Source organism: Streptomyces sp. PA03-5A (assembly GCF_033792725.1).
Classification (GTDB): Bacteria; Actinomycetota; Actinomycetes; order Streptomycetales; family Streptomycetaceae; genus Actinacidiphila.
Genome location: NZ_JARAVL010000003.1, coordinates 203,554 through 227,666 on the forward strand (window position 1 = coordinate 203,554; position 24,113 = coordinate 227,666).

Annotated in this window: 22 protein-coding genes and 1 riboswitch; of the genes, 10 read left to right on the plus strand and 12 right to left on the minus strand. The window is 74.0% G+C overall.

Annotation, left to right across the window (positions count from 1 at the left end; translation table 11 throughout):
* Window positions 1-88: 88 nt before the first annotated feature.
* From PV410_RS05320 to PV410_RS05335, 4 genes are all read left to right on the plus strand, one after another.
* On the plus strand, window positions 89-457 hold the full coding sequence (locus PV410_RS05320; protein WP_500322633.1) for an effector-associated constant component EACC1: 369 nt from the start codon (window positions 89-91) through the stop codon (window positions 455-457).
* A 53-nt stretch (window positions 458-510) separates the two neighbouring features.
* Window positions 511-2,988 (plus strand): caspase family protein, encoded by a 2,478-nt coding sequence (locus PV410_RS05325; protein WP_500322634.1) that lies wholly within the window; start codon window positions 511-513, stop codon window positions 2,986-2,988.
* On the plus strand, window positions 2,985-4,385 hold the full coding sequence (locus PV410_RS05330) for an extracellular solute-binding protein (RefSeq protein ID WP_500322636.1): 1,401 nt from the start codon (window positions 2,985-2,987) through the stop codon (window positions 4,383-4,385). Before PV410_RS05325 ends, PV410_RS05330 begins: the two co-directional genes overlap by 4 nt.
* Before the next feature lie 217 nt (window positions 4,386-4,602).
* A riboswitch (cyclic di-AMP (ydaO/yuaA leader) is annotated at window positions 4,603-4,742 on the plus strand.
* Window positions 4,743-5,065: 323 nt separating this feature from the next.
* Window positions 5,066-6,022, plus strand: coding sequence for a M23 family metallopeptidase (locus tag PV410_RS05335; protein ID WP_500322760.1), 957 nt, complete (start codon window positions 5,066-5,068; stop codon window positions 6,020-6,022).
* 123 nt (window positions 6,023-6,145) lie between these two features.
* Here the strand turns inward: PV410_RS05335 and PV410_RS05340 are convergent, their stop codons facing one another.
* Together PV410_RS05340 and PV410_RS05345 are read right to left on the minus strand one after the other, a co-directional pair.
* Window positions 6,146-6,427, minus strand: a complete 282-nt coding sequence (locus tag PV410_RS05340; protein ID WP_499512596.1) for a hypothetical protein — start codon at window positions 6,425-6,427, stop codon at window positions 6,146-6,148.
* A gap of 121 nt (window positions 6,428-6,548) precedes the next feature.
* The gene (locus tag PV410_RS05345; protein ID WP_500322638.1) at window positions 6,549-7,313 is read right to left on the minus strand and encodes a DUF6227 family protein; all 765 of its coding nucleotides are present in this window, start codon (window positions 7,311-7,313) and stop codon (window positions 6,549-6,551) included.
* A gap of 161 nt (window positions 7,314-7,474) precedes the next feature.
* On the opposite strand from PV410_RS05345, the gene PV410_RS05350 reads away from it, so the two are divergent.
* A complete protein-coding gene (locus PV410_RS05350; protein ID WP_500322640.1) occupies window positions 7,475-8,344 on the plus strand; it encodes a PfkB family carbohydrate kinase in 870 nt (289 codons plus the stop codon).
* Between the two features lie 25 nt (window positions 8,345-8,369).
* On the opposite strand, the gene PV410_RS05355 is transcribed toward PV410_RS05350, so the two are convergent.
* On the minus strand, window positions 8,370-8,645 hold the full coding sequence (locus tag PV410_RS05355; protein ID WP_500322641.1) for a hypothetical protein: 276 nt from the start codon (window positions 8,643-8,645) through the stop codon (window positions 8,370-8,372).
* 377 nt (window positions 8,646-9,022) lie between these two features.
* A complete protein-coding gene (locus tag PV410_RS05360; RefSeq protein ID WP_500322642.1) occupies window positions 9,023-9,502 on the minus strand; it encodes a hypothetical protein in 480 nt (159 codons plus the stop codon).
* Between the two features lie 38 nt (window positions 9,503-9,540).
* Here PV410_RS05360 and PV410_RS05365 point away from each other — a divergent pair, with 38 nt between their 5' ends.
* Complete coding sequence (locus PV410_RS05365) at window positions 9,541-9,918, plus strand: ATP-binding protein (RefSeq protein WP_500322643.1); 378 nt, start codon at window positions 9,541-9,543, stop codon at window positions 9,916-9,918.
* A gap of 71 nt (window positions 9,919-9,989) precedes the next feature.
* Here the strand turns inward: PV410_RS05365 and PV410_RS05370 are convergent, their stop codons facing one another.
* Window positions 9,990-10,421: a very short patch repair endonuclease gene (locus PV410_RS05370; RefSeq protein WP_500322644.1), complete on the minus strand. Its 432-nt coding sequence runs from the start codon at window positions 10,419-10,421 to the stop codon at window positions 9,990-9,992.
* Between the two features lie 148 nt (window positions 10,422-10,569).
* Here PV410_RS05370 and PV410_RS05375 point away from each other — a divergent pair, with 148 nt between their 5' ends.
* Together PV410_RS05375 and PV410_RS05380 are read left to right on the plus strand one after the other, a co-directional pair.
* Entirely contained in the window at window positions 10,570-10,953 is a 384-nt protein-coding gene (locus PV410_RS05375; protein WP_500322645.1) for a hypothetical protein, read from the plus strand.
* A gap of 25 nt (window positions 10,954-10,978) precedes the next feature.
* On the plus strand, window positions 10,979-11,197 hold the full coding sequence (locus PV410_RS05380; RefSeq protein WP_499512588.1) for a DUF2277 domain-containing protein: 219 nt from the start codon (window positions 10,979-10,981) through the stop codon (window positions 11,195-11,197).
* A gap of 178 nt (window positions 11,198-11,375) precedes the next feature.
* Here PV410_RS05380 and PV410_RS05385 read toward each other — a convergent pair whose 3' ends face one another.
* From PV410_RS05385 to PV410_RS05415, 7 genes are all read right to left on the minus strand, one after another.
* Window positions 11,376-13,346, minus strand: a complete 1,971-nt coding sequence (locus tag PV410_RS05385) for a DUF6114 domain-containing protein (protein ID WP_500322761.1) — start codon at window positions 13,344-13,346, stop codon at window positions 11,376-11,378.
* A 20-nt stretch (window positions 13,347-13,366) separates the two neighbouring features.
* A complete protein-coding gene (locus PV410_RS05390; RefSeq protein WP_500322647.1) occupies window positions 13,367-14,023 on the minus strand; it encodes a DUF6230 family protein in 657 nt (218 codons plus the stop codon).
* Window positions 14,024-14,109: 86 nt separating this feature from the next.
* Window positions 14,110-14,760, minus strand: coding sequence for a DUF6230 family protein (locus PV410_RS05395; RefSeq protein WP_500322648.1), 651 nt, complete (start codon window positions 14,758-14,760; stop codon window positions 14,110-14,112).
* 41 nt (window positions 14,761-14,801) lie between these two features.
* Entirely contained in the window at window positions 14,802-16,388 is a 1,587-nt protein-coding gene (locus PV410_RS05400; protein ID WP_500322650.1) for a PrsW family intramembrane metalloprotease, read from the minus strand.
* 79 nt (window positions 16,389-16,467) lie between these two features.
* Window positions 16,468-17,226 (minus strand): tRNA (guanosine(46)-N7)-methyltransferase TrmB, encoded by a 759-nt coding sequence (gene trmB, locus PV410_RS05405; RefSeq protein WP_500322651.1) that lies wholly within the window; start codon window positions 17,224-17,226, stop codon window positions 16,468-16,470.
* A gap of 12 nt (window positions 17,227-17,238) precedes the next feature.
* Window positions 17,239-18,459 carry an L-2-hydroxyglutarate dehydrogenase gene (lhgD, locus tag PV410_RS05410; RefSeq protein ID WP_500322653.1) on the minus strand — a complete coding sequence of 407 codons (1,221 nt, stop codon included), beginning with the start codon at window positions 18,457-18,459 and terminating at the stop codon, window positions 17,239-17,241.
* Between the two features lie 596 nt (window positions 18,460-19,055).
* A complete protein-coding gene (locus tag PV410_RS05415) occupies window positions 19,056-20,468 on the minus strand; it encodes an NsdA family TPR-like regulatory protein (protein ID WP_018558441.1) in 1,413 nt (470 codons plus the stop codon).
* 772 nt (window positions 20,469-21,240) lie between these two features.
* Here PV410_RS05415 and PV410_RS05420 point away from each other — a divergent pair.
* Together PV410_RS05420 and PV410_RS05425 are read left to right on the plus strand one after the other, a co-directional pair.
* Window positions 21,241-23,277, plus strand: coding sequence for an asparagine synthase-related protein (locus PV410_RS05420; protein WP_500322655.1), 2,037 nt, complete (start codon window positions 21,241-21,243; stop codon window positions 23,275-23,277).
* A 145-nt stretch (window positions 23,278-23,422) separates the two neighbouring features.
* Window positions 23,423-24,085 carry a hypothetical protein gene (locus PV410_RS05425; RefSeq protein ID WP_500322657.1) on the plus strand — a complete coding sequence of 221 codons (663 nt, stop codon included), beginning with the start codon at window positions 23,423-23,425 and terminating at the stop codon, window positions 24,083-24,085.
* Window positions 24,086-24,113: the final 28 nt, after the last annotated feature.

Here is a 24,113-nt window from a genome sequence, read left to right on the forward strand (position 1 = left end):
CCGATTTCCTGTCCGTTACACACAACTCCCCGCACGACCGGTGTGAATGACGGTACGTCAGCGTAGGCTGGGAATGAGGGGAGGCGTCATGGACACGTACGTGACCATCGAGCTGGAGGGCGGCAAGGACCCGGCCGAGGACCTGCGCAGACTGGAGGTCTGGCTGCGGGCCGAGGAGGAACTGGCGCCGCTGGTCGTCCGCAGGGAGCGGCCCGCGGACGAGAGCATGGGCGTCGCCTACGACCTGCTCCTCATGATCCTCCAGGAGACGCTGCAGGCCACCGCGCTCACACTGCTCCGCGCCCTGCGCAACCACCTGCGCAACCAGCCCGGCGACTCGCTCAGCGTCACCGTCCGCGCCGGGGACGTGGAGTGCGTCCTGACCGGCTGGGACGCCCTGACGCGCGGCGAACTGGAGGCGATGGCGGCCCGCATCCGCCAGACGCTGGAGAACTAGATCCGGGGAGAACCCGATCCGGAGGAAGACGGCCCTGGGGAGGTCCGGCGGGCATGCCGTACGAACCGTTCGCGTCCCGGTCGCGGGCGGTCCTGATCGGGGTGTCCCAGTACGAGCACGCCCGTGACTTCTCCAACATCCCCTCCGCCAGGGCCAACGTGGCGCGGCTGCGGGCCGCGCTCGTCTCCGGCGCGCACGGCCGGTTCATCCCGCGGACCGTGGAGACCCTCGCCGAGCCGCGCACCCGCGACCGCGCGCTGCGGCTGATCGGCACCGCCGCCGCCCAGGCCCAGGACCTGCTGCTGGTCCACTTCACCGGGCACGGCTACGTCGACCTCGGCACCGGGGAGCCCGAGCTGTACCTGATGACCCGGGAGTCCACCAAGGACGGCGCCCGCCTCGACGGCATCCCGTACCGGGACCTGCTGAGGCTGCTCGCCTCCTCGCGGGCCGAGCGTGTCGTCCTCGTCCTGGACTGCTGCTACTCCGGCAACGCCGGCCTGGTGCCGCTGCCCGAGCGGCCGTTCTCCCTGATCACCTCGTCGGCCGTCGGCTCCCGCATCCACAAGGGCGACGGCATCGACCCGACGCCCTTCACCGGGGCCCTGGTCCGGGTGCTGACCGAGGGCACCGACCCGTACGACCCGGTCACCGTGCAGCGTCTCGGGGTCCGGCTGCACGAACTGGCCGGGGAGTACGCCGCCACGCTCGACGAGCGGGTGGACTACGACCCCTGGTTCCCGACCGAGCGCTCCAGCAACAGCGCCGGCGACACCGTCCTGTCGCAGGCCCGGCTGACCCCGCGCCCCGCCCGCGGGACCCGCTGGCTGACGCCCTTGCGCCGGCTCGCCCAGTACGCCGGCTTCACCTGGACGTGGACGGCGGGACCCCACCAGCCGCTCTGGCACCGGGCCGTGGGCGCCGGCACCGCCCTGGCCCTGCTCGCGGGCGCCGTCACCGGCTGGACGTGGGCGCACCGCCCGGCACCGCTGTGCCCCGCCCCGCTCGAACTGCGGGTGCTCACCTCGCCGGAGACCCGCGCCGCGCTCACCTCCGTGCTCGACGCCTTCCAGGACAGCGACGCCGCCGGCACCACCGCAGCCCTTGGCGGCCGGCCCGAGGGCTGCGGCCAGATCAACACCACCGTGTACGCGGCCCCCACCGACCGCACCCTCGCCGCCTTCCGCGCCTCCGCCGCCTGGGCCGAACCGGAACGCGCCTGCGAGGACGGCGGGGACTGCGCGCTGCCGCTGCGGGACGTCGGGCCGCACCCGGACGTGTGGATACCGGCGGCCGGCACCGCCCCCACCCAGGTGCTGGCCGAGACCCGGCGTCCGGAGAGCGTCGTCGCCCTCGGCCGGCCGGTCACCCTCGCGCACTCCCCGGCCGTCCTCGCCGCGACCACCTCCCTGGAGGGCGTCGGGCGCACCGGCAGCACCGCGCAGCAACTGGTCGACGCCGCCCACGCGCAGGACGTGGTCGTCCGCAGCGCCGAACCGCACTCCTCGGACGCCGCCCTGGACCAGCTGCTGCACCTGACGCCGGGCACCCGGGTCACCACCGATGCCGTGCCCCCTGCGGACGACCGGGCCCTGGCCTGTTCCGCCCGCACCTGGCTGGTCGAACGGCGAGGCACCCAACAGGCCCTTGTCATCGCCGAGTCCACCCTCGCCGGCCTCGTCACCCCGGCCCTGGAGTCCCGTCCCCCGTGCCTGGGCAACCAGTCCGACCCCTACACCGCCTACTACCCCGCCGACGTGCCACCCCTGGACCTCACCCTCGTGCCGGTGACCTGGGAGACCGGCCGGGCCGACCGCGCCGTACGTGCCGAGGCGGTGCACCGGCTCGCCGTCTGGCTGCGCTCCGGTCCGGGACAACGGGCCCTGGCCGCACAGGGCTTCCGCACGGACGTCACCGGGACGGCCGCGGCCGGCGACACCCCGCTGGACAGCGCGATCTTCGTCGCCGATCCGCCGACGGGCGGCGCACCGCCCACCAGGAGGGCCATCGAGGCCGCCCTGCGGGACCACGGCGAGGCCACCGGCACCCGGCGCGACGTCCTCTTCGCCGTCGACGTCTCCAGCTCCTCCTACTCCGGGGCGAACGTCTCCGTCGTGCGCTCCGTCCTGGCCCGCGCGTCCGGCTACCGGTACGGCATCGCCGCGGTGCCCGGCCGCACGTTGCTGGCGCCGGGGCCGAACGACGCGGCCGCGCGGGACGCCGCGATCCGCGCGCTGGCACCGGTCGAGCGGGACGCGCCCGTGGCCGCCGCCCTGCGCCGGTGGTCCCGCGCGCTCGCCGGCTCCCCCGGCGCCCTGATCGTCCTCATCACCGACGACGAGGACAGTGCCCGAGCGGAGCCGCCGGACGTGGACGTCCCCGTACTGGTGGTCTCCCTGGAGAGCTACGGCTGCTCGCTGCGCTTCAACAAGGCGGTGACGGAGGGCGGCGGCGCCTGCCTGGCGGCCACGCAGGACCTTCCGGACCGGGTCGCGGAGACGATCACCCGCCTCACCTCGGGAGGGTCATGACAGCCTCGGGCCCCAGGAGCACGGGCGGCACCCTCCCGCCCCCGCGCTCCGTCCGCCGCCGGCGCCGAGCCCTGGGCGTCCTGCTCCTGCTGGCCGCCGTGGCCTGCAGCGGCCCCGCCGCGGCGCCGGGCCCGGCACCCGACCGCTCCCGGCCGCTGATCGTCGCCAGCGACGCCGATCTCACCGCCGGCGGGCAGCCCGGCGTCCGCCGTGCCCTGATCGACGCGTGGAACCGGCGCAACCCGGACCGGCCCGCCCGGCTCGTCGAGCTCCCCTCCGCCTCCGACGAGCAGCGCAGCGAGCTGATCGGCGCCTTCCAGTCCGGCACCGCCGCGTACGACGTGGTCAACCTCGACATCAGCTGGATCCCCGAGTTCGCCGACAGCGGGCTGCTGCGCCCGCTCGACCCCGCCCTTGTCGACGGGGACTTCCTGCCCCAGGCCGCGGACGCGGGCCGCTGGAAGGGCCGCACGTACGCGGTGCCCTTCAACACCGACGTCGGCCTGCTCTACTACCGCACCGACGACCTCGCCAAGGCCGGTCGCCGCCCCGCCGACCTGCGCGGCTACGCCAAGATCAGCGACCTGCTCGCCGACGTCCGCCCGCTCGGCCACCCCGCCTACACCACCCAGCTGCGCGCGTACGAGGGGCTGACCGTCAACACCCTGGAAGCCTTCTGGACCGCGGGCGTCGCACTCGTCGACGGCGACGGCCGCTACATCGGCACCGAGGACGGGCTGCGCGAGGGCCTGGACGAGCTCGGTCGGCTGGGCGCCGCCAACAACCTCAACCCGGAGTCCCTGGAGGCCGACGAGTCGGTCACGCTCGCCCAGTTCACCGAGGGCCAGAGCGTGCTGATGCGCAACTGGCCCTACGCCTACAACCGGCTCGACGCCACTCTCGCCCCCGGTGTCCGCTTCGGCGTGGCCCGGCTCCCCGGCGTCGCCGCTCTCGGCGGCCAGAGCCTGGGCGTGGCGGCGACCAGCGACCGCCCGGACGACGCCGCGGACCTGATCCGCTTCCTGACCGGACGCGGCGCCCAACATGCCCTGCTCGGGGCGGGTTTCGCCCCCGCGCGGAGGTCGGCATACGGAGCCGGGGATGTCAACTGTGACGATCCTCACGACCCCCGTGCGTGGTTCCACGACCGTCCCGCGGGGCGCGGCTCGGAGCCCTCGCCCTCGCCGTCCGTCGCGACCCCCGGTTACACGACCGTGCTGTGGTGCGCGTTGCAGGCCGCCAGGGCCCGTCCGGCGACCGCGCACTACGTCACCTTCACCCGGGTCCTGCAGCGTGAAGTGCACGGAATGCTCGCGGCGCACCGCAGTGCCGACGCCACGGCGGAGCGTCTGGGCGGCCGTCTGGGGCGCGCGCTCGGCGGCCGGGGTCCGGGGTGACCATCACTCCTCGTGAGCGCGGCACTCCCTTCCGCATAACGACTGATGCACACTCACATTTCCCGTAGGTCACGGCAGTCACGGCCCAATGTCCATGTATGTCCTGTCCATCCCCATAGATTCCCGTCATGAACTCGCTTGAGTGGCTTGGAATTGGCGGGCGCCTCTATTAACGTTCGATAACGCAGCGCGGTCATCCCGCCGCCGACAGGGCGGCGCCGTGCGCTTGCCGAATCCCGTCCGCGGGAACCGGGGAACCACTTCCTGGGGTGAATCGGGGGCCCTCCGCGGTCCTCGTAGGAGACCTTCCTGCTCCGAACCCGTCAGCTAACCCGGTAGGCGAGAAGGAAGGAAAGGAGCGCGCCCGCGTGGCGTCGAACGAGCCTGCCCTGATACCCGGACAGCAACAGGGGTCCGCAACCGCGTACTCCGAGTGGGACACCGCCGAGTGGAACATCGCCGCCGGCTGGAATCCCCCGGCCGCCGAGCAGGCACCGCCGACGAAGAACGCGATCGACGGCTGGGACACCGGCCAGTGGAACATGGCCGCCGGCTGGTTCGACGCGCCGGCCGCCGAGGCGACGACCTCCCACGACACCACGTCCGTGGGCTACGAGGCCGCGGGGTACGAGGCACCCGAGGCCGCTGCCCCCGCCCCCGCCCAGCCCCTCCCCGAGCACATCGAGGCCTTCGACGGCACGGGGGACCTCGAGGACCCCGACACCTTCGAGAGCGCGCCCTACGAGGGCCCGCAGGCCGAGCCGTGGAACCCCACCGAGGAGTCCGCCGGCCCCCGTCGCGCGCGGCACCGCGTCGCCAAACAGCGCTCCATGGGCCGCGGTTCGGCTGTCTTCGGGGTCGCGGCCGTGGCCGTGCTGGGCGTCGGAGGGGTCGCCACCGCCGAGGGCAAGAACCCGCTCCCCGTCTCCTTGCCCGAGGTGTCCCACCTGCCCGGCATCGGAGCCCTCGTCGGCGACGACAGCGCCCCCGAGGCCAAGCAGGTCGCCGAGGCACTCAGCCCCGACGCGGGTGAGGCCCTGCGCAACCGCATCCTCGACCAGGCCCAGCAGCAGCGGAACGCCGCCGACCGGTCCGCCAGGAACGCCGCACAGCAGGAGGCGGTGGCCAAGGCCGCCAAGTCCGCGGCGGCGGAGCGGGTCCGCGCCGAGGCCGCCGCCAAGAAGAAGGCCGTGGCGGAGGCCGCGAAGAAGCTCGAGGCCGCCCGCCTGGCCGAGCTCGCCAAGAGCTTCGTCAAGCCGGTCACCTCGTACACGCTGACCGCCGGCTTCGGCGAGTCCAGCTCGCTGTGGGCGAACACCCACACCGGCCAGGACTTCGCCGCCCCCACCGGCACCCCGGTCAAGGCCATCCACAGCGGCACCATCACCGAGGCCGGCTGGGCCGGTTCGTACGGCTACCGCATCATCCTGACCCTCGACGACGGCACCGAGCTCTGGTACTGCCACCTCTCCTCGATGATCGTCACCTCCGGCAAGGTCAACACCGGTGACACCATCGGCCGTGTCGGCGCCACGGGCAACGTCACGGGCCCGCACCTGCACCTCGAGGTGCGCCCCGGTGGCGGCGACCCGATCGGCCCGATGGGCTGGCTGCGCAGCAAGGGCCTGTCCGTCTGAGCGACCGGCCCCACGGACTCCGGCGGCCCTGGTGACACCCCCCGTCACCCAGGGCCGCCGGTCCGTTTCGCGGGACGCCCACGAGACGCCTACACGGGATGCCTACGGGACGCCTGCGGACGCTTACGGGACGACGAAGTTGTAGAGCTCCGCGATCCTCGGCGGTCCGCTCGGTTCGGGGAAACCGGACTCCTTGGCGGCGGGCAACATGATCTCCATGAAGGCTTCGAGCGCCTGCGCGGACTGCCAGACGTTCACCAGCCGCAGACCCTCGTTGGTGATCACGGCGGCATGCGAGAGCAGCCCCGCGGGAGGATGCTCGGGCCCGAACCCCGCGCGGTGGTTCGCCTCCTCGTACTGCAGGGCCGTCACACCGGGGAACTCGACCTCCGCCAGGACCGGCATGGGGACCTCCCGCTTCCCACCGACACGCCTACGCCCCAATTTCCTCCGGCTGCACCCCGGCCGCAATCCGGCCGCAATCCGGCCGGGGTCCGCCCGGGGTCCGGCGACGAGGCCGGCGAGGCTAGAGAGCCTCCAGCCGGACGTCCGCCGAGTCGCACGCCGCCGTCTCGTCGGAGTACACCTCGCACACCGGACGTCCGTCGGGGGTCATCGTGTGCTCGACCTCCCAGAGGCTGATCTCCTCGCCGGTCTCGAGCAGGAAGGCGTGCTCGTACAGCGTCCAGCCGGCGACCCGGCCGGTGCCGATCCGTATGTGCCGGCCGGTGACGTACGCGATGTCGTGGCCCACCGCCGAACCCAGCCGGCTGCGCAGCTCCTCGCCCGGTACGTCGGTGTTCTCGGCCCGCCGGAGCACCCGCCACGCGTGCTCCGCGGAGTGGTCCGCCGTGTACTGCCGGGGCCCGGGCGTCAGGTCCATCGCCATCTGCGGCAGCCGCGCCAGCCAGTCCGCGGCCTCCGCCTCCAGCTCCTCCGGAGAGGGCTCGCCGAAGCGGGCGTCGATCGCGTGCTGGGCGGCGGCCAGCTCGTCCGGGTCGGAGTACACCTCGTACAGCGGTTCGTCGTCGCCCGGGCCGGTGTTGTGCTCGATCTCCCACAGCAGCTGCGTACTGCCGTCGGCCAGCAGGAACGTGTGCCGCAACGTCCTGCGGCTCAGCCTGCGCGGCGGGCCCTTGCGCTGGCGGAAGGACGCCAGCTCCGTGCAGCCCATCAGCGCGGTGGCCAGCCGCCCCAGCACGCGGTCGTCGACGTCGAAGGAGTTCTGCGCTCTGGCCAGCACCACCTCGACGTCCGCCGGACCCGCCCCACCTGGTCGCGCGTTCCCCATGCGGTCCTCCTGCTCACGGCATTCCCCGCGCACCATTGCGAGCACTCAGCGTAGTGGCATCGACGCTCTGCGCGTCGGGTCTCCCGGAAAAATGGTGCACCCCCACCCGTAGGAGGCGCGTAAGACGCGAAACGCACGCTCCCTGCTGCCACTATGCGCCCATGCGCGCACTCTTCGTAGGCCTCTGCACCCTCGATGTCATCACCCTCGTCGACCACGTCCCGGCCCCGAACGAGAAACTCACCGCCCGCACCCAGACCGTCGCCGCCGGCGGCCCCGCGACCGGCGCCGCCGCCACCTTCGCCCATCTCGGCGGCGAGGCCGTCCTGCTCACCGCCTTCGGCGGCCACGCCCTCGCCGGCGCCATCGACGCCGACCTCGCGGCCCTCGGCGTCGACGTCATCAACCTCACCGCGGACTCCCCCGAACCCCCCGCGGTCTCCACCATCCTGGTCACCGCCGCCACCGGCGACCGCGCCGTCGCCTCCACCAACGTGGCCTCAGGGACCTCCGTGTCCCCGCCCGGAGACCTCTCCGTCCTCGTCGGCGACGCCGACGTCGTGCTCGTCGACGCCCACCACCCCGCCCTCGCCGTCCCCGCCGCCCGCCTCGCCCGCGCCGCCGGGGTCCCCACCCTCCTGGACGCGGGCAGCTGGCGCCCCGCCACGCCCACCCTGCTCCCCTACGTCGACGTTGCCGTCTGCTCCGCCGACTTCCACCCCCCGGGCACCTCGACCCCGGCCGAGGTCCTCGCCTACCTCCACGACGCCGGCGTCCGCTGGACCGCCGTCACCCAGGGCCCGTCCCCCATCCTCCGGCCCGAGGGGCAGATCCCCGTCCCCGCCGTCACCCCCGTCGTCGACACCCTCGGCGCCGGCGACGTCCTCCACGGCGCCCTCGCCCACCACCTCGCCGCCCACATCACCCCCCGCCTCACTCCACCCGCCTTCGACACCGCCCTCGCCTTCGCGGCCGACATCGCCTCCCGCTCCTGCGCCTCGTTCGGCACGCGTGCGTGGATGCGGGCGTGAGCCCGTCCGTACCCAGGACCTGCGTTCAGGACCGCCCGCGGCTCCGCCCCGCGAACAGCGTGAACAACACCACGCTCACCCCGAGCACGGCCCACCCCACGGCGGTCTCCGACAACGAGGTCTGCGTCCGCTTCGGCAGCAGCGACAGGCACCCGAGCACGACGAACATCGCCCCCAGGTAACTGAGCCCCGCCGTCAGCACCCACCGCACCATCCGGCCCGACCGCACGTTCGGCGACTGTTTGCCCATGGGGATCCCGCCCTGTTCCTCGACGATCTCGCGACACCGGGGGCCGGTCACGCCCGACCCCTCCGCAGTGCTTCAACGCCCGCCCACAGTCCCCGACACGGGCGCACGAAGTCGCGAATTCACGGGTGTTGCTCACGGGACTGGTGTGAATGGGCTAGCGGAACCGGTGGGGATGCCGCCCCGTCATCGCTCGCGTCGACTCCGAAGAGCCAGGGCCCCCGCCGCGAAGATGACGACAGTGGTGGCCAACACCGTCCAGAAGAATCCCGATTCCTGGAGAGATCGCAGGGCGTCTTGAGGAAGCAGGGCGAAGATGAGCAGGACCAACCCAGTTGCGAGTGCGTAGCTCACTCCCGCACCCAGGAGAACGCGCAACGCGCGGGAAGCCAGCGAGGGGTGCATTCGAGAGGGCATGGTTGCTCCGGCTGTCACTCGGTGATGAAGTGGCATTGCGATGCGCGCCTGGTGCCAGCGACGAAGAAGTCCGCGCACGCCTTGCCGTAGTGCTTCAACGTGTGGTGCGTCGTGTCGACACGGCCGATCGAACTGTGAAGCGTGCACTTGCGGTGCGTTTCGCCCCTGCTGATGAGGTAGGTACGGCCATTCGTGTCCGAGTAGCGCCAGTCAATACGCCAGTTGCACCAGTTTCCGCCGGCGCTGTCCATTCCGAAGCTGTCCTGCACAGAGGCTTCCTGGCGATCCACATTCCTGCCTGACCCGCGCACGAAGTGCCCAAGCGTGGTGGTCGGGAGGCAAACCTCCTGGCCCTTGGCGTCCAGGCAGAATCCGACCACCTTTGCGTACCCCACGGCACTTGCCGACGCGGGCGTCGAGAAACTGATCACCGTTGCGACTGCCGTGGACGTGGCCAGGGCGACCTGCGACACGTAGCGCGTCACCGCGTTCACTCGACCCATGGGATCCCTCCGATGCTGCTCTTGATGTCGTGACGCACCAGGAACGGCGGATCGGATTCGGGCGATACGTGGTGTTGCGTGCCAGTGACACAAGGTCGCTCGGGGGAGTGGTGCAGGAACCTTTAAGCCACAGTCCTGCAACCGAAGTTGCCGCATTCGGGTTCGAGGTCGCCGTCGCGGATCTGGTGGACAACTCGATCGACGCCGAATCCAAGGACGTGGTGATCCACATTCCCCGGGACGGAGGTCAGTTGGTCAGCCAGCTGGTCATCGACGAGGGTAAGGGGACGTCCGAGGAGGACCTGGACATCGCCAGGACCGTCGGCGGGCGGCCTGGGGCGGAACTACGAATGTCGCGCCCGAAGCCCCCCACCAGACGATCGGGAGGTCGGCGTAGCGGTCGATGAGCGCCTCGGTATCGGATTTGGCACAGGGGCCCGTCAAAAATGCTGCCGGGCGGCCGGCCCAAGGCTGCGCGTCAGATGCAATGAGATGTGGACGTGCGCGGCGTGGGTGTGGCCACTGTCATCGCGGGGGCGCGACGGCCTTCGACGGCCGCACGCACACGGATGACCGCGTCCTGGACCGTCTCGTGCTCCCACACCCGCACCGACAGCCAACCCGCTTCCGCGAGGCGGGCGTCGGTCTCCTGGTCGCGGGACCGATTGCCCTCGATCTTGGCACGCCAGAACTCCTGGTTGTTCTTGGGCCAGGTCGCGTGCTCCGGGCAGGCGTGCCAGAAGCAGCCGTCCACGAAAACGGCGACTCGGGACGGCCCGAAGACGATGTCCGCCTCGCGGCGCACGCCTTTGACCGGCCTCTTGTGGACGCGGTAGCGCAGTCCGGCGGCGTGGAGGGCGCGACGCAGCGCCATCTCCACCCCCGTGTCCCGGCTGCGTTGCCGGCTCATCCGGGCTCGAATCTGGGGGGTCGTTTCCAAACGCCTCACACGCCCATTCTGCCGCTTGCGACGCCGACGACCGTCAGCGCTCGACCGGCTTGTGACCCGCGTGCGCGTCCTGCGCGACGCGCACGCGCCGCGGGCGGAGCATGGGGCCATGAGGCAGAGCGAGACGCCGGTCACGGATGGGTTCGAGCAGGCGATGGAGGCGTTGCGGAGGGCGCCGTACGGGGCGGTGGACGAGGCGTTGTGGGAGGTGGAGGGGAGCGTGTTGCGGGAGGTGCGGGGGCATTTGGAGGCGTGGGAGCGGGTGGTGCGGGGGCTGGAGGCGGGGCGGGGGGTGGCGCGGGGGGAGCTGGTGTGCCGGGACGGGGTGGCCGGGCTGGTGCGGAGGTTGCCGGGGCCGGTGGCGGAGTTGTGCGGGGAGTCGCTGGGGGAGGTGGACGGCCGGTACATCGAGCTGACGGTGGAGGACGCGGCCGCGCCCGGCGGTGAAGGCGGCTGGTGGTGGGGGCGGCGGCCGCGCGCAGGGTGGGCGTGACAGTGGGTGCGGGCACACTGGAGCCATGTGCCGAAGCATCAAGACCCTGCGCCCGCCGATGACGCCCGAGGTCGGCGAAGAGGACATCCGGGCCGCGGCCCTGCAGTACGTGCGGAAGATCTCCGGGTTCCGGGCGCCGGCGGCGCACAACCGGGAGGCGTTCGAGGAGGCGGTGGACGCGGTGGCGGCGGCCACGCGGGAGTTGCTGGACGGGATCCAGGTGAGGGGCCAGAGGGCCTCCTAGTCCCTGCGGGTGGTTCCCTGCAGCGGCGTGACGGTGAGTGGCGGGTTGGTGACGGTAGGTTGTGGCCTGCTCGAAACAGTCCGCCGCTGCACTGAGGTGTGCCATGTCCGTTGTCCGTAGGGCCCTCGTCGTCACCGCTCTCACCGCCGTGCTGCTGGCCAGCGCCGTCGTGTGCCAGTCAGCGGAGTGACGCCTGCTGGTGCAGGCCGGGGATCGTGAGCCGCTGCGCGGTCAGCAGCTGGTTGTACGCCACGACCTGCGTGAAGAAGACCGGGATGGGGATCGTCAGCCCGGGCGGCAGCGGGGGCGGCGTGTCCGGGGTGAAGGTGACCGGGAGCAGGCCGAGGAGGTTGCCGCTGAGGACGCGGGTGAGCAGGACGACCGGGCGTCCGGTGGCGGTCGTGGTGCTCCAGGGCCGGGCGTCGGACTCGAGTTCGCCCTGGCACGGGGCCCACGGCGGCGGCTCGGGGGAGACGCGGCCGATGCCGGGCAGCCCCATGTCCAGCAGCGGCAGGCCGATCCCGGGCAGGCCGTGGAAGGGCGGGGTCCAGTCGCGGGCGTGGTGCCGGGCGCAGGCGGGGGAGAGCAGGCCCGCGGTCTGGCGGAGGCTCGCGATGTCGGCGCGCCAGGCGGTGAAGACCAGGACCCGCTCCGCCCCGGCGCGGGTGGGGACGGCGGTGATGCCGTGGTACGTCAGCCCGGTCAGGACCAGCAGCGGGGTGCGCACGCGGAACGGCTGCTCGGCGGTGATGACGCGGTCGCGGTAGCGGGCCGCGCCGATCGACAGCTCCAGGGAGACCTTCGGCAGGCACCAGGGCGAGTTGGGGCTGCCCAGGCGGATGCGGGCGGGGAGCAGGGAGAGCGGTTCGTCCATGCCGCCGTCGGAGGGGTGGCGGGGGACGACCAGGTCCAGCAGCGAGTCAGGGCCGATCTTGTTGCCGGACAAGATGCCGGTGGGCGGTGCGCCCGCGGACGGCGCGGGGACCTCGGGCCGGGTACGGCGGGCGGACCCGCCCGCGCGGGGTGCGGGCGGCGCGTACGGGGTGGCGCCCGGCCGCCGCGGCGCCGGTGCCCGCGTCGACGGCTGCTTGCCGCGCAGGCCCAGCAGGTCGCCCACCGCGCCGAGCAGTCCGCCCGACGGCTGCTGCGGGGCCGCGCGCTGGGACGGTACGGGGCTCGGGCCGGCGCCCTTCGGGGTGCCGCCGGGCGAGAGATCGAGCGAGCCGCGGACCGGGAGCGGGCCTTGCGTCTCGACGCCGGCGTGGAGGCCGCCCCGGGCGCGGTTCCTGGCCTTGCCGGTCGCGGTGCCGGTGCCGTGCACGGTGGGGTTGCGGGCCTGGTAGAGGCCGTCCAGTACGTCGCACACGGCCTCGCCCGCGCTGCGGTAGCCCTCGGCGGACTTCGCGGTGCCGTCGCGCTTGGGGGCGCCGGCGTCGTGGGCCATGGCCATGGGTGCCATCGGCTGCAGTCCGCCGGCGAGCAGCGCCCCGCCGACCGGGAGGGCGCCGATGGCCCGCAGCCGTACGGCCCGGTTGCGGACGGCCGAGCGGACCGCCGGGGTGCCCGCACCGTCCTGACCTGGGGCGTCCTGACCTGAGGCGGGGCCCGTGGCCGTGGGCGGCGCCGGCTCCGTACCCCCCGCGGGGGCGGCGGGCGGGGCCGCCGGGGGCGGGGCGACGTCCGGGGTGCCGCCCTGCGGTGCGCCCGCGCCGGGCCCCGTGGTGCCGCCGTGCCCGCCGCCCCAGTCGGGCACCGGCCGGGCGCGCCTGCCGCGGCCTCCGTCGTCGTCCCCGTCCGGCACCCAGCTGACGGCCATGGCCCCGCCGATGACGCCCAGCAGGAAACCGATCAGGAAGCCGCCGAAGTTGGACAGCACGAGCGAGGCGACGGAGAAGATCAGGGTCGCGATGCCGGCGAAGGCGCGGTAGTGCGGGGCGAGCCACAAGGTGAGGCCCAGGATGACCAGGAAGACGCCCATGAGCAGGCCGGAGACACCGGCGATGCCCTCGTGGATCATGAGCGCGAGCGGGGCGAGCGGGATGGAGAGGATCTCCACACCGGCGAGCAGGGTCCACACGCCGGCCCAGAAGGGACGGCTGCGGCGCCAGGCGCGGAAGCGGGACCGGAGGGCTCCGGCACGGCTCAGCATGCGGGTCACGGCGGCCTTTCCTAGAAGCAGGAGTGGTCGCCGCGCAGCACCTGCACGTGCAGGTCCGGCAGTCTGAACGTGGCCGCGCTGACCGACCGGTTCGTCTGCCGCAGGTCGCGGACGCGGATGGAGGTCGCCTGCTGGGCGAAGGCCCCGGCCGGGCCCCGCACGCCGGGGACCTGGTCCACCGTCGAGGCGTCCTGTCCGATGTGGATGTTCTCGAAGACGGCGTCGCCCTTGATGTCGTGGGCGTCGGCGATCAGCCGGTCGGCGCTCGCCGGGTCCGCGGTCAGCCGCAGCGTGACCGGGCCGATGACCGGCACCTGCTGGACGACGGACTGGCACAGGTCGTGCAGGGTGGCCCGGCGGATGGCGGACAGCGCCTCCGGGTAGACCGCGTCACGCCCCCGGTCGAGGACGCCGAACTGGACGAAGCCGTCGCCCTCCAGGAGGGAGGAGGAGATCTGGAAGCTCTCTCCGGCGACGGTGAAGGAGTTGGCCGAGACCCCGAAGGAGGCGGCGAGCGCGCCGGTGGCCAGGCTCGCGACGACGGCGCCCGCGGCCGCGACGGTCGGCACCATGACGAGGGCGAGCCGCTTCCAGCTGGTGCGGCCGGAGACGGCGACGGCGGCCTGGGACGTGGCGGGCCGGTACCCGGTGGGCTCGGTGGTCAGCACGTCCCGTCAACCGTGGGACAGTCTGATCGGTCGCTCGGGGGCGGTACGTAATCACCCCGATGGTCGTACGCACTCGCCCATTCGGGTCAGAAGCAGGGGTCGGCGCCCTTCTTGACCGTCATGTGCAGGCCGTTCAGCCGGAAGGTCGCCGCGCTCACGGACTTCGTGGTCTGCCGCAGGTGGTCGATGGTGACGCTCTCGGCCTGCTGCCCCAGGGCGCCGGCTGGGCCCTTGGCCCTGCCCTCGGTGTCCGTCGTGGAGGCGTCCACACCGATCTGGATGTCGTGGAACTCGGCGTCGCCCGCCAGGTCGTCGGTGTCGACGATCAGCTGGTCCGCGTGGACGGGCTGGTCGCCGCCGCCCGCGGTGATCAGCAGGGTGACCTGGCCGAAGCCGGGGACGGTGCCGACCACGGACTGGCACATGTTGTGCGGTTCGGCGGAGCTGATGGCGGAGACCGCCTGGGGGAAGTCGCCCTCGGCGGTGGGGTCGACGGTCACGTACTGCGTGAAGCCGGTGCCGGTCAGGCGGTCGGCGGCGATCTGGATGTTCTGGCCGGACAGGGCGGTCGTGGTCGGTGAGATCGCGAGGGAGACGGGTACCACCCCGGCGCCCGCGCCGACGGCCACGGCGGTGGAGACGGCGAGGGTCGGTATCAGGACGACGGCCGTCCGCGTCCAGCTGGTGCGGCCGGACGGACGGCCGATGCGGCTCGTGCGTCGTATCAGCGGGCTCACACGGTCATTGCAACCCCGGCCACGGGGCCCGGCAACCGGAGTCAGCGGTGCTGTCCGCCCCGGGGGTCCTGGTAGGGGGCCGCGGCCTGCGGGTGCCACCCCTGCTGCGGCGGCACCTGCGGTTGGCGCGGGCCCCACCGCTGCGGGTGCGCCCCCGGCTGCGCGGGCTGCTGCGGCCACGCGTGGGGGCCCTGGGGCTGCTGCGGCCAGGGCCGGCCGTACGGCTGCGGCCCGTAGGGCTGCGTGTACGGCTGCGTGTACGGCTGCACCTGCGGGTACGGCCCGTACGGCGCTCCGGGCGGGAGCGCCGCCCAGGGGTACAGGGGCGGGAACGCGGGGCGGATGGCGTGGGCCGCGTGGGTGAGCGCGGGCTGGGCGACGGCCTTGCGCTCCCACAGGTGGTGGAGCAGTTCCTGCTCCCGGGCCTGGAAGTCGGCGCCGGCGGCCCCGCGGTTGGCGCGGGCGCGCAGGAAGGCGAGCGAGGTCGCGAAGGACACGTACTCGCGGACGGTGCGGGCGGCGTCCTTGCCCTGTGCGCCGCGGGCGGCGGAGCGGGCGAGGCTGCGGCCCTTCATGGAGCCGATGGCGGCGGGCTCGGGCAGGCTGAGCCAGCCGGCCACCGCGTACAGCGGCAGCTGGGTGCGGATGGTCTTCAGCTCGTTCGAGCGGGACCAGATCGCGAGCCAGACCAGCAGGCCGAAGAGCGGGATCATCAGCGTCGCGTAGACGGCGAGGAAGCCGAGCGGGCTGAGCGAGGCGGAGCCGTTCCAGGTGCCGTGCAGGACCATCGCGAGCAGCCAGCCGCCCAGCGGGGCGAGCCAGCGGCGGGCCTGGCCGGGGCGTGAGGTGGCGGCGATGGCGAAGCCGATACCGGTGAGCGAGGTGAACAGCGGGTGCGCGAAGGGCGTCATGACGATCCGGACGACGAACATCGCCGCGGTCGTGCCCAGCCCGCCGTCGGTCCCGTACGCCTGGTCCTCGGCGAAGCCGGAGCCCAGGTAGAGGATGTTCTCGGTGAACGCGAAGCCGGTGGCGGTGAGTCCGGCTATGACGACGCCGTCGACGATCCCGGTGAAGTCACGGCGGCGGAAGAGGAAGAGCAGCAGGACGGCGGCGCCCTTGGCGCTCTCCTCCACGACGGGGGCGACGAAGGTGGCGCCCCAGATGTCGCTCTGCGAGTCGCTGGCCGTGAAGGTCGTGGCGAGCAGCTCGGTCGCGTACTCGTTGGCGAGGATGGCGACCAGCGTGGCGGCGCACGCGCCCCAGGCGAAGGCGAAGACCGCGTCGCGCAGCGGGGTCGGCTCCACCCGGTCCAGCCACAGGAAGGCCCCGCCGAGGAGCGGGACCGGCAGGACCGCCAGGAGGAGGCCGACCAGGAGGCCCTCCGTGCCGGTCTGCCGGCGCACCAGCGCGAGGATGATCACCCCGCACAGCGCCAGGACGGAGAAGAGCACCACGAGCCGGAACGTCCGGTTCTCCCAGAAGTGCCGGCGCGGCTTGTAGTGCCACTGCCCGGGCGCGGGCAGTGCGAACTGCGGTTGCTGCTGGTGATCCGGATACTCGGGTACGGCCGGCCGGGCCGCCGGGCTCGGGAGGGGCGAGTCTGGCGAATGCGAGTACGAGGACACCCAATGACCTTACGGGGCGGTGGCCGCGTGGCGCGATGGTGTTACGGATAACCGCCCTGCGTACCGCCCGGCCGGACGTTCAGCGGCGCTCGAAGAGCAGGTCGTGGACGACGTGGCCCTTGGCGATCCCCTGGCGCTCGAACTTGGTCATCGGGCGGAAGGCCGGACGCGGCTCGGCGTAGCCGCTGCCGGTGGGGTAGGCGTTCGCCAGGCCGGGCTCCGCCGTCAGCACCTCGAGCATCTGCTCGGCGTACGGCTCCCAGTCGGTCGCGCAGTGCACGGTCGCGCCGGGCCGCAGCCGTGACACGGCGAGCGCCACGAACTCCGGCTGGATCATGCGGCGCTTGTGGTGCCGGGCCTTGGGCCAGGGGTCGGGGAAGTAGACCCGCAGGCCGGCCAGCGAACCCGGGGCGAGCATGTCGCGCAGCAGGACGACGGCGTCGCCGTTGGCGACCCGGACGTTGCGCAGGCCCTCGCGCTCGGCGAGGTGGACGAGGTTGCCCTGGCCGGGGGTGTGCACGTCCGCGGCGAGGATGCCGGTGCCCGGGTCGGCGGCGGCCATCGCGGCGGTGGCGTCGCCCATGCCGAAGCCGATCTCCAGGACCACCGGGCGGTCCGGGGCGAGGTCCGCGTCGGCGAAGAGCTTGTCCAGGTCCAGCGGCGTGCCGTCGAGGTCGACGCCCCAGTCCGCCCAGCGCCGCTCGAGCGCCGCCCGCTGGCCGTGGGTGACCCGGCCGCGGCGCGGGTGGAAGGTGCGGATGCGCTGCTCGGTGTGCGCGTCCGGATGCGGGTGGGAGGCGGGGCCGCCCGGGAAGTGGGGGGTGCGGGGCTTCGACATGATGCGTCGATTTTACGTACGCCCCAGCACCGCCAGTGCCCTGCGGGCGATCTCCCGGCCGATCGGCAGCGAGGCCGTCGCGGCGGGCGAGGGGGCGTTCAGCACGTGGACGAAGGGCCCGTCGCCCGTGATGAGGAAGTCGTCGACGAGCGTCCCGTCGCGCAGCACGGCCTGCGCCCGCACCCCGGCCTCGGCCGGCACCATGTCGTCGGCGGTCACCGCGGGCAGCAGCCGCCGCACGGACTCCACGAAGGCCCGCTTCGACAGCGACCGGCGGATCTCGCCGGCCTCGTAGCGCCAATGGCGGCGGGCGATCCGCCAGGTGCCGGGGAACGTGGCCGTCTCGACGAGGTCGCGCGGGCGCACGGTGCGCCGCCGGTAGCCCTCGCGGGCCAGGGCGGGGACGGCGTTCGGGCCGACGTGCACCGAGCCGTCGAAGCCGCGGGTCAGATGCACGCCGAGGAACGGGAACGCGGGGTCGGGGACGGGGTAGACCAGTCCGCGGACGAGGTCGGCGCGGTCCGGGCGCAGCTCGTAGTACTCGCCGCGGAACGGCACGATGCGGACGCCGGAGGTGTCCTCCCCGGCCATGCGCGCGATGCGGTCGCAGTGCAGGCCGGCGCAGTTCACCAGCGCCCTGGCCCGGACGGGCGGGCCGTCGTGGGGCTCGACGATCACGCTCGGCCCGTCGCGGTGGATCGCGCGGACCTCCGTGCCGTACGCGATGCGCGCGTCGGCGCGGCCGCCCTCGGTCGTGAGGCGGGCCATGGCCGCGGCGACCGCGGTGAAGTCGCAGACCCCCGTCGTGCCGACGTGGATCGCCGCCAGGCCGCGTACGTGCGGCTCCCGCTCCGCGATCCGGGCCGGGCCCAGCTCCTGCACCGGGATGTCGTTCTGCCGCCCCCGCTGGACGAGGGCGTGCAGCCGGGGGAGCTCGTCCCGCTCCGTGGCGACGATCAGCTTGCCCGTCACGTCGTGCGGGATGTCGTTGCCGGCGCAGAACTTCACCATCTCGGCGGCGCCCTGCGTCGCGTACCGCGCCTTGAGGGAGCCGGGGCGGTAGTAGATGCCGCTGTGGATCACGCCGCTGTTGTGGCCGGTCTGGTGGCGGGCGGGGCCGTCCTCCTTGTCCAGGACCAGGACGGACGTGCCGGGGGCGGTGCGCGTGAGCGCGTACGCGGTCGCGAGGCCGACGATTCCGGCGCCGATGACGACGACGTCCGTGGTGTCCATGCGCGCGGTCACCTCCCCCGTAAGGCTTGGCCCGTCCGCGCCGCGTGCAAACCTGTCGGCGGGGCGTGTCGTTCGCGCCAGGTCGTTGCGTGCGGGTCGTTTGCGCCTGCGGGCGGCTGCGCCGGGCTGCCCGGTGACTGCGTGCGGGTGCGTTGCGCCTGCGGCGGGCGGTTCTCCCGCCCTCCGCCTCCCCCAGCCTTCGGCCGGGGGGACCCCCATGGGCGCACCCCGCCACACCCCCCTTCTGCCGGCTTGGGCGACTAACGGCCGGATGGGGTGAGGAGGCGGTCCGGGGTTGCCGCAAGTGCCTTTCTGAACCCCCACCGGCCGTCATGCGCCCTGACAACCGGAGGGGGTGTGGCGGGGTGCGCCCGGAAGCGACGAGCGGCGGACCCGGGCGCCGAATGATGCGGACGTAAACCGCGAGCGCTGAGGACGTGCGCCGACGCGGCCCCGACCCCCAGGCATACGTTGCGCAGGCCCGCGCTGCTCGCGCCGGGCAATCCGGGCGGGAGGGCGGGGGATGCCCGCCGCAGGCGCAAACAACCCGCACACAACAACCGGCCGCAAGCGGGCACCCCCCGCACCCCGGAGGGCTACGCGGGGGCCGCCAGCAGGGGGCGGGCCCGCTCGCGCAGCTCCGCGACGCGGGGCTCGTTCCCGTACGGCTCCAGCCGGTGCAGGAGGTCCCGCACGTACTCCGTGGTCCGGGCCGACGAGATCCGCCCGGCCACCTCCACCGCCTTGACCCCGGCCGCGCAGGCCGCGTCCAGGTTGCCGGACTCCAGCTCCGCGACCGCCGAGACGACGAGCCGCAGCCCGTGCGAGCGCACGAACTCCTCCGTGGGCCGGGCGAGGGCCGTCTCCGTGAAGCGGCGCACCTGCCCGGGCACGCGCAGGTCGCGGTAGCACTCGGCGGCGTCCGCGGCGAGGCGGTCGTAGGAGTAGAAGCCGAGCCAGGGCGGGTCGGCGTCCCCGTCGCGGGCGCGGTCGAGCCAGGACTCGGCGGCGGCCAGGGCCGTGGCGCACGCGGCGCTCTCGCCGGCCTTGGCGTGGGCGCGGGCCTCGACGAGGTGGAAGAAGGACATCGTGCGCGCCGTGGCGAGGCCGCGGTTGCGTTCGAGGGCGGCCTGGGCCAGGTCCACGCCCTCGTCGGCGAAGCCGCGGTACGTGGCCTGGAGCGACATCGACGCCAGCACGTAGCCCCCGAGGGGGACGTCGGCGGCGGCGCGCGCGAGCCGCAGGGCCTGGATGTAGTAGCGCTGGGCGGCCTCCTGCTGACCGGTGTCGAAGGCCATCCACCCGGCGAGCCGGGTGAGTTCGGCGGTGGCGCCGAAGAGGGAGCGGCCGACCTCGTCGCTGTACGAGCCGAGCAGCAGCGGGGCCGCCTCGACCCGCAGGCACTCGGGGACCATGCCGGAACGCCAGTCGCCGCCGCCGTACTTGGAGTCCCAGCGCCGGGCGTCCTCCGCGGCCTCGCGGAGCTTGGCGACGTCGGAGTGGCCGACGTGGTGCGTGCCCGGGGCGGGGTCCTCGCGGGCGACGCGGGCGTCGGCCGGGGTTATCAGCCAGCGGGAGGCCGGCGTGACGTACGCGCTGACCGCGAAGGAGCCGGCGAGGCTCTGCCAGATGCCGCCGCCGCCCGGGCCGCGCCGGCCGGGGTCGAGCTTCCACAGGTCGGTGGCGGACTTGACGGCCTCCCCGACGTCGCGGGGGAAGGCGAGGCCCACCTCGGGCGCGGGGTCGGCGTCGGCGAGGCCGATCTCGTGCAGCGGCACGGGACGGCCGAGCTTGCTGCCGATGGCCGCCGCGATGAGGTGCGGGGCGGCGCCCTGCGGCACCATGCCCTTGGTGACCCAGCGGGCGACGGAGGTCTTGTCGTACCGCAGGGTCAGACCGCGCTGGGCGCCGAGGTCGTTGACCCTGCGGGCGAGTCCCGCGTTGCTGATGCCGGCCAGGGCGAGAAGGGTGCCGAGTTTCTCGTTGGGCCCTCGGGGTTCTTTGGTCATGACCACTACCACCTCTCGCCGTAAGCGCGAGGGCCGCGTACGCCTGCCACGCCTGTCACACCCTCTCGACGCACAACAACGGCTGGCCCGGCGCCTCTTGTGGAGGCGTGCCGGGTCCGCCGCAGCCCGCCACCGGGCATGCGCCGGACCCCGAGCTGCCGGGACCATCGCTTCTCGGGTGAACCCAGCGTAGTTCGCCGTATCCCGCCCGTTAAGAGCTGTTGTCCCGGATGGCGAGATTCCTGCCCTGAATGCGGCCTGGCGACTCCTGCTGGTGGCGCGTGCTACCGGCGTATGCGGCTGTGCGCCCATCCGCGCGCTCTGTGCCGGTTCGGGCGGTAGGGGTTCCATGGTGGGGTGGGTTGGCCCGCGGCTCTCATGTGCGGCTATGGGGGGTTGTGGCGGGTCAGGGGGCTCCGCCACCACAATCCCCGCGGGTGGCGGACCGGTCCGGGAGGTGCGCCACGCCTCCCGGACCGCGACCCCCACGCGTCGCAGAACGGACGAATGCGGGCTGCCCGGACATTGACCGGAAGATGACGTTTGAAATCCGGTGGCCCGTTCCAAGTGACCATGATCAAGGGGGAGTTGGGCCGAACCGGCCCGCGCCGGACCGCGCGTGACGCGCGGTCCGGCGCTCAACCATGTCCTCATGCGCCTCTTTGTGCGCCGCTCCGTGGCAGCATGTTCCTCGGACGGGGCGGCAGTTCGGCCTGCCGCGGGGCCGGTTGGCCACGGTGGCCCACGTAATCCACGACCTGTGGAGGCGGCGATGCGGTGGTTGGTGGGGTGGAGCAGCGCTGCCGTGGGACAGGTTCCCGGCACGCGCGCCGGCCGCACCCTGCAGCCCGTCGGCGCACAACTCCTGTGGGGCGACCCCGATCCGCTGTGGATGGTGGGTGACTGGCGCCCCGACGAGGTGCGGATCGTCCACGCCGAGAACGGTTCCGTGGCGCGGCTGGCCGTGCTGGGCCGCTGCGCCGCCTCCGACGCCGACCTGCGGGTGGGGCTGTTCGCGGCGCGCGGCGGGGCGCTGCGCCATCTGACGGCCTGGGCCGGCAGCTACACCTGCGTCCTGCAGATCGGCCGCCGCGTCACGGTGCTGGGCGACCTCGCGGGCGCCCGGCCGGTGTTCCACACCCAGTGGGCGCGGGGCACGGCGTACGGCACGGCCGCGCTGCCGCTGGCCGACCTCACCGAGGCCGCCCTGGACGTGACCTACCTGGCGGCGCTGCTGGCCTGCCCGGACTCGCCCGAGGCGCTCGGCGAGGGCACCCCGTACGCCGGGGTGCGCCGGGTGCCGCCCGGGCACGCGCTCATCATGCGCGACGGGGTGCCCGAGGTCAGCGGCTACGAGCCCACCGCCTCGCTCGCCGTCGCCGGCACCCCCGCGGCCTCCGCCGACCCGGACCGGGCGCTCGCCGGCATACGGGACGCCCTGGTCGACGCCGTCCGGACGCGGCTCGCACAGCCCCGCTTCGTACCGGACGCCGGCGAGGCCCCCGCGCCGGGCATCGGCGCCGACCTGTCCGGGGGCAGCGCCTCCTCCACGCTCGCCCTGCTCGCCGCGGGCCTGCCGGGGATGCCGGGCACACCGCTCGGGCACGGCGCCGCCGCGGGGCAGCGCCTGCTGGCGGTGACCTTCAACGACCTGGCCACGGGCGGGGTCCACGGGCGCGAGGCCGAGCTGGAGCGCGCCCGCAGCATGGCCGCCGACCCGCGGCTGCACCACGTCGTCGTACCGGGCGGGCCGGAATCCCTCCCGTACGCCGACCTCCTGGACAGCGGGCCGCTCACCGACGAGCCGGGCCCCTCGCTGGTCACCGCGGAACGGCACCGGCGGCGCCTGGCGGCCGGCGGCGCCGACCACTTCGTGGGGCACGGCGCCCGGCAGGTGCTGGACGCCCATCCGGCCCGCCTGGCGGACCTGCTGATGGACCGTCGGCGGCGCGGCCTGCTGCGTCCCGTCACGGCCCTGGCGCGGGCGGACGGGCCCTCGGGGCGCTCGGTGTTCGTGCCGTTCACGGTGTACCGGGCGGCGCGGCGGCTGGCCCGCACCAGTTACCGGCAGGGCGTGGAGGACGCCGCGGCACGCCTGCTGGCCCGGCGCTTCGAGGAGCACGGGGACGCCCTGGCCGCGTCGCTCGCGGCCCTCGCCTGGTGCCGGCCGGGCCCCGCGGCGCGCTGGCTGACCGGCGAGGCGCTCGCCGAAGTATCGGTTCGCCTGCAGGAGGCGGCTTCCCGGCCGGGCACGACGGTGGAGCGCCCCGGAGAGCGCCGGGCGCGCGCCGCGCTCGCCCGGCACGCCGCCGACCACCGGGTCTTCGAGCAGGCCGCCGAGGTGCGCAGCCAGCGGCTCCACGCGCCCTTCCTGGACAACCAGGTGGTGCGGGCCTGCCGGGCGCTGCCCGAGACGCTGCGCGTCCAGCCGGGCGCCCGCACCACGATCCTGCGCTCCGTCCTGGCGGGCGCGGGCATCCGCGAACTGCCGCCCGGCTGGGGCGCCAACTCCCACGTCTCCACGGCCGTCGCCGTCCGCGCAGGCCTGCGGGCCGCCGTCGACGACCTGCTCGACCTCTTCGAGGCCCCGCTGCTCGCGGACGCCGGGCTCGTCGAGGCCCGCGTCGTACGGGCCGCCCTGCGTGCCGCGGCGGACGGCGAATCGGTGCCCGTCGACGGCCTCACCGACCTGGTCGCCACGGAGGTGTGGCTGCGCCGGCTGCTGGCCCGGCGCGGCTCCTGCTGGACGGGCACGGAGGTGCCGGAACAGCGCGCGGTCGCCAGCGGGGTGCAGCGGCTGTCGCTGTAGGCCGGCGCCGGCGGTCATCTGACGGGACGTGCGCCCCACGGATGCGCCGCCCGGGGGGATATGGACGCCGTTGCTCCACATATGTCACTGGCCGGAAAAGGACCCCGGCGCAGCCCTCCGCGCGAGTCTCCGGGACACTCTGAACATGCGCATCCGTACCACGGCGGCGGCCCTCGCCGCCGCTGCCGCCGCCGCGGCCCTCCTGGGCCTGGCCGCGCACGCCTCCGGCGCGCCCGCAGACCGGTCCGGGGTCCGCCTCTACGACGAGGCACTGGGCAGGACGCGCGAAGACGGCGCCACGGTGTGCACCTTCTACTTCAAGGCCGAGGGCTTCGGCCCCGACCAGCCGGTCAACTGGACGGTCTCGTACGCCCGGGGCGAGGACGCGGTCGTCGGCACCCTGGTCACCGGCGCCCGGGGCACCGGGAGCACCGGCCGCGTCGTCCTCGCCGACGGCGACTACCGGTTCCGGTGGGCCGGTTCCGACGCGGACCCGCAGCGCTTCACGGTGGCTTGCCCGGCCGGGACGGCGACCCCGTCGCCGGGCACCGCCGCGACCGCCCCCTCCGTCCCCGCGGGTGCCGTGCCCGGGGTGACGGCGGCGGCGTCCACCGGCCCGGGCACGGGCCTGCCCGCCGCGGGGCTCACCTCCGCGTCGACCTCCACCGGCCCCTCCGACGTCACCGCGGGCGTGGCCTCCGTACTGGTTGCCCTGGGCATCGCCTCGGTGGCGGCACTTGTGATGCTCCGCCGCAAGCCCGTCCGGGCCCCTGCCGCGCCCCGCCGCCACCGGCGCGCCTCCGGCTGACCTGTCGGCGGCCCGCACACAACAACGG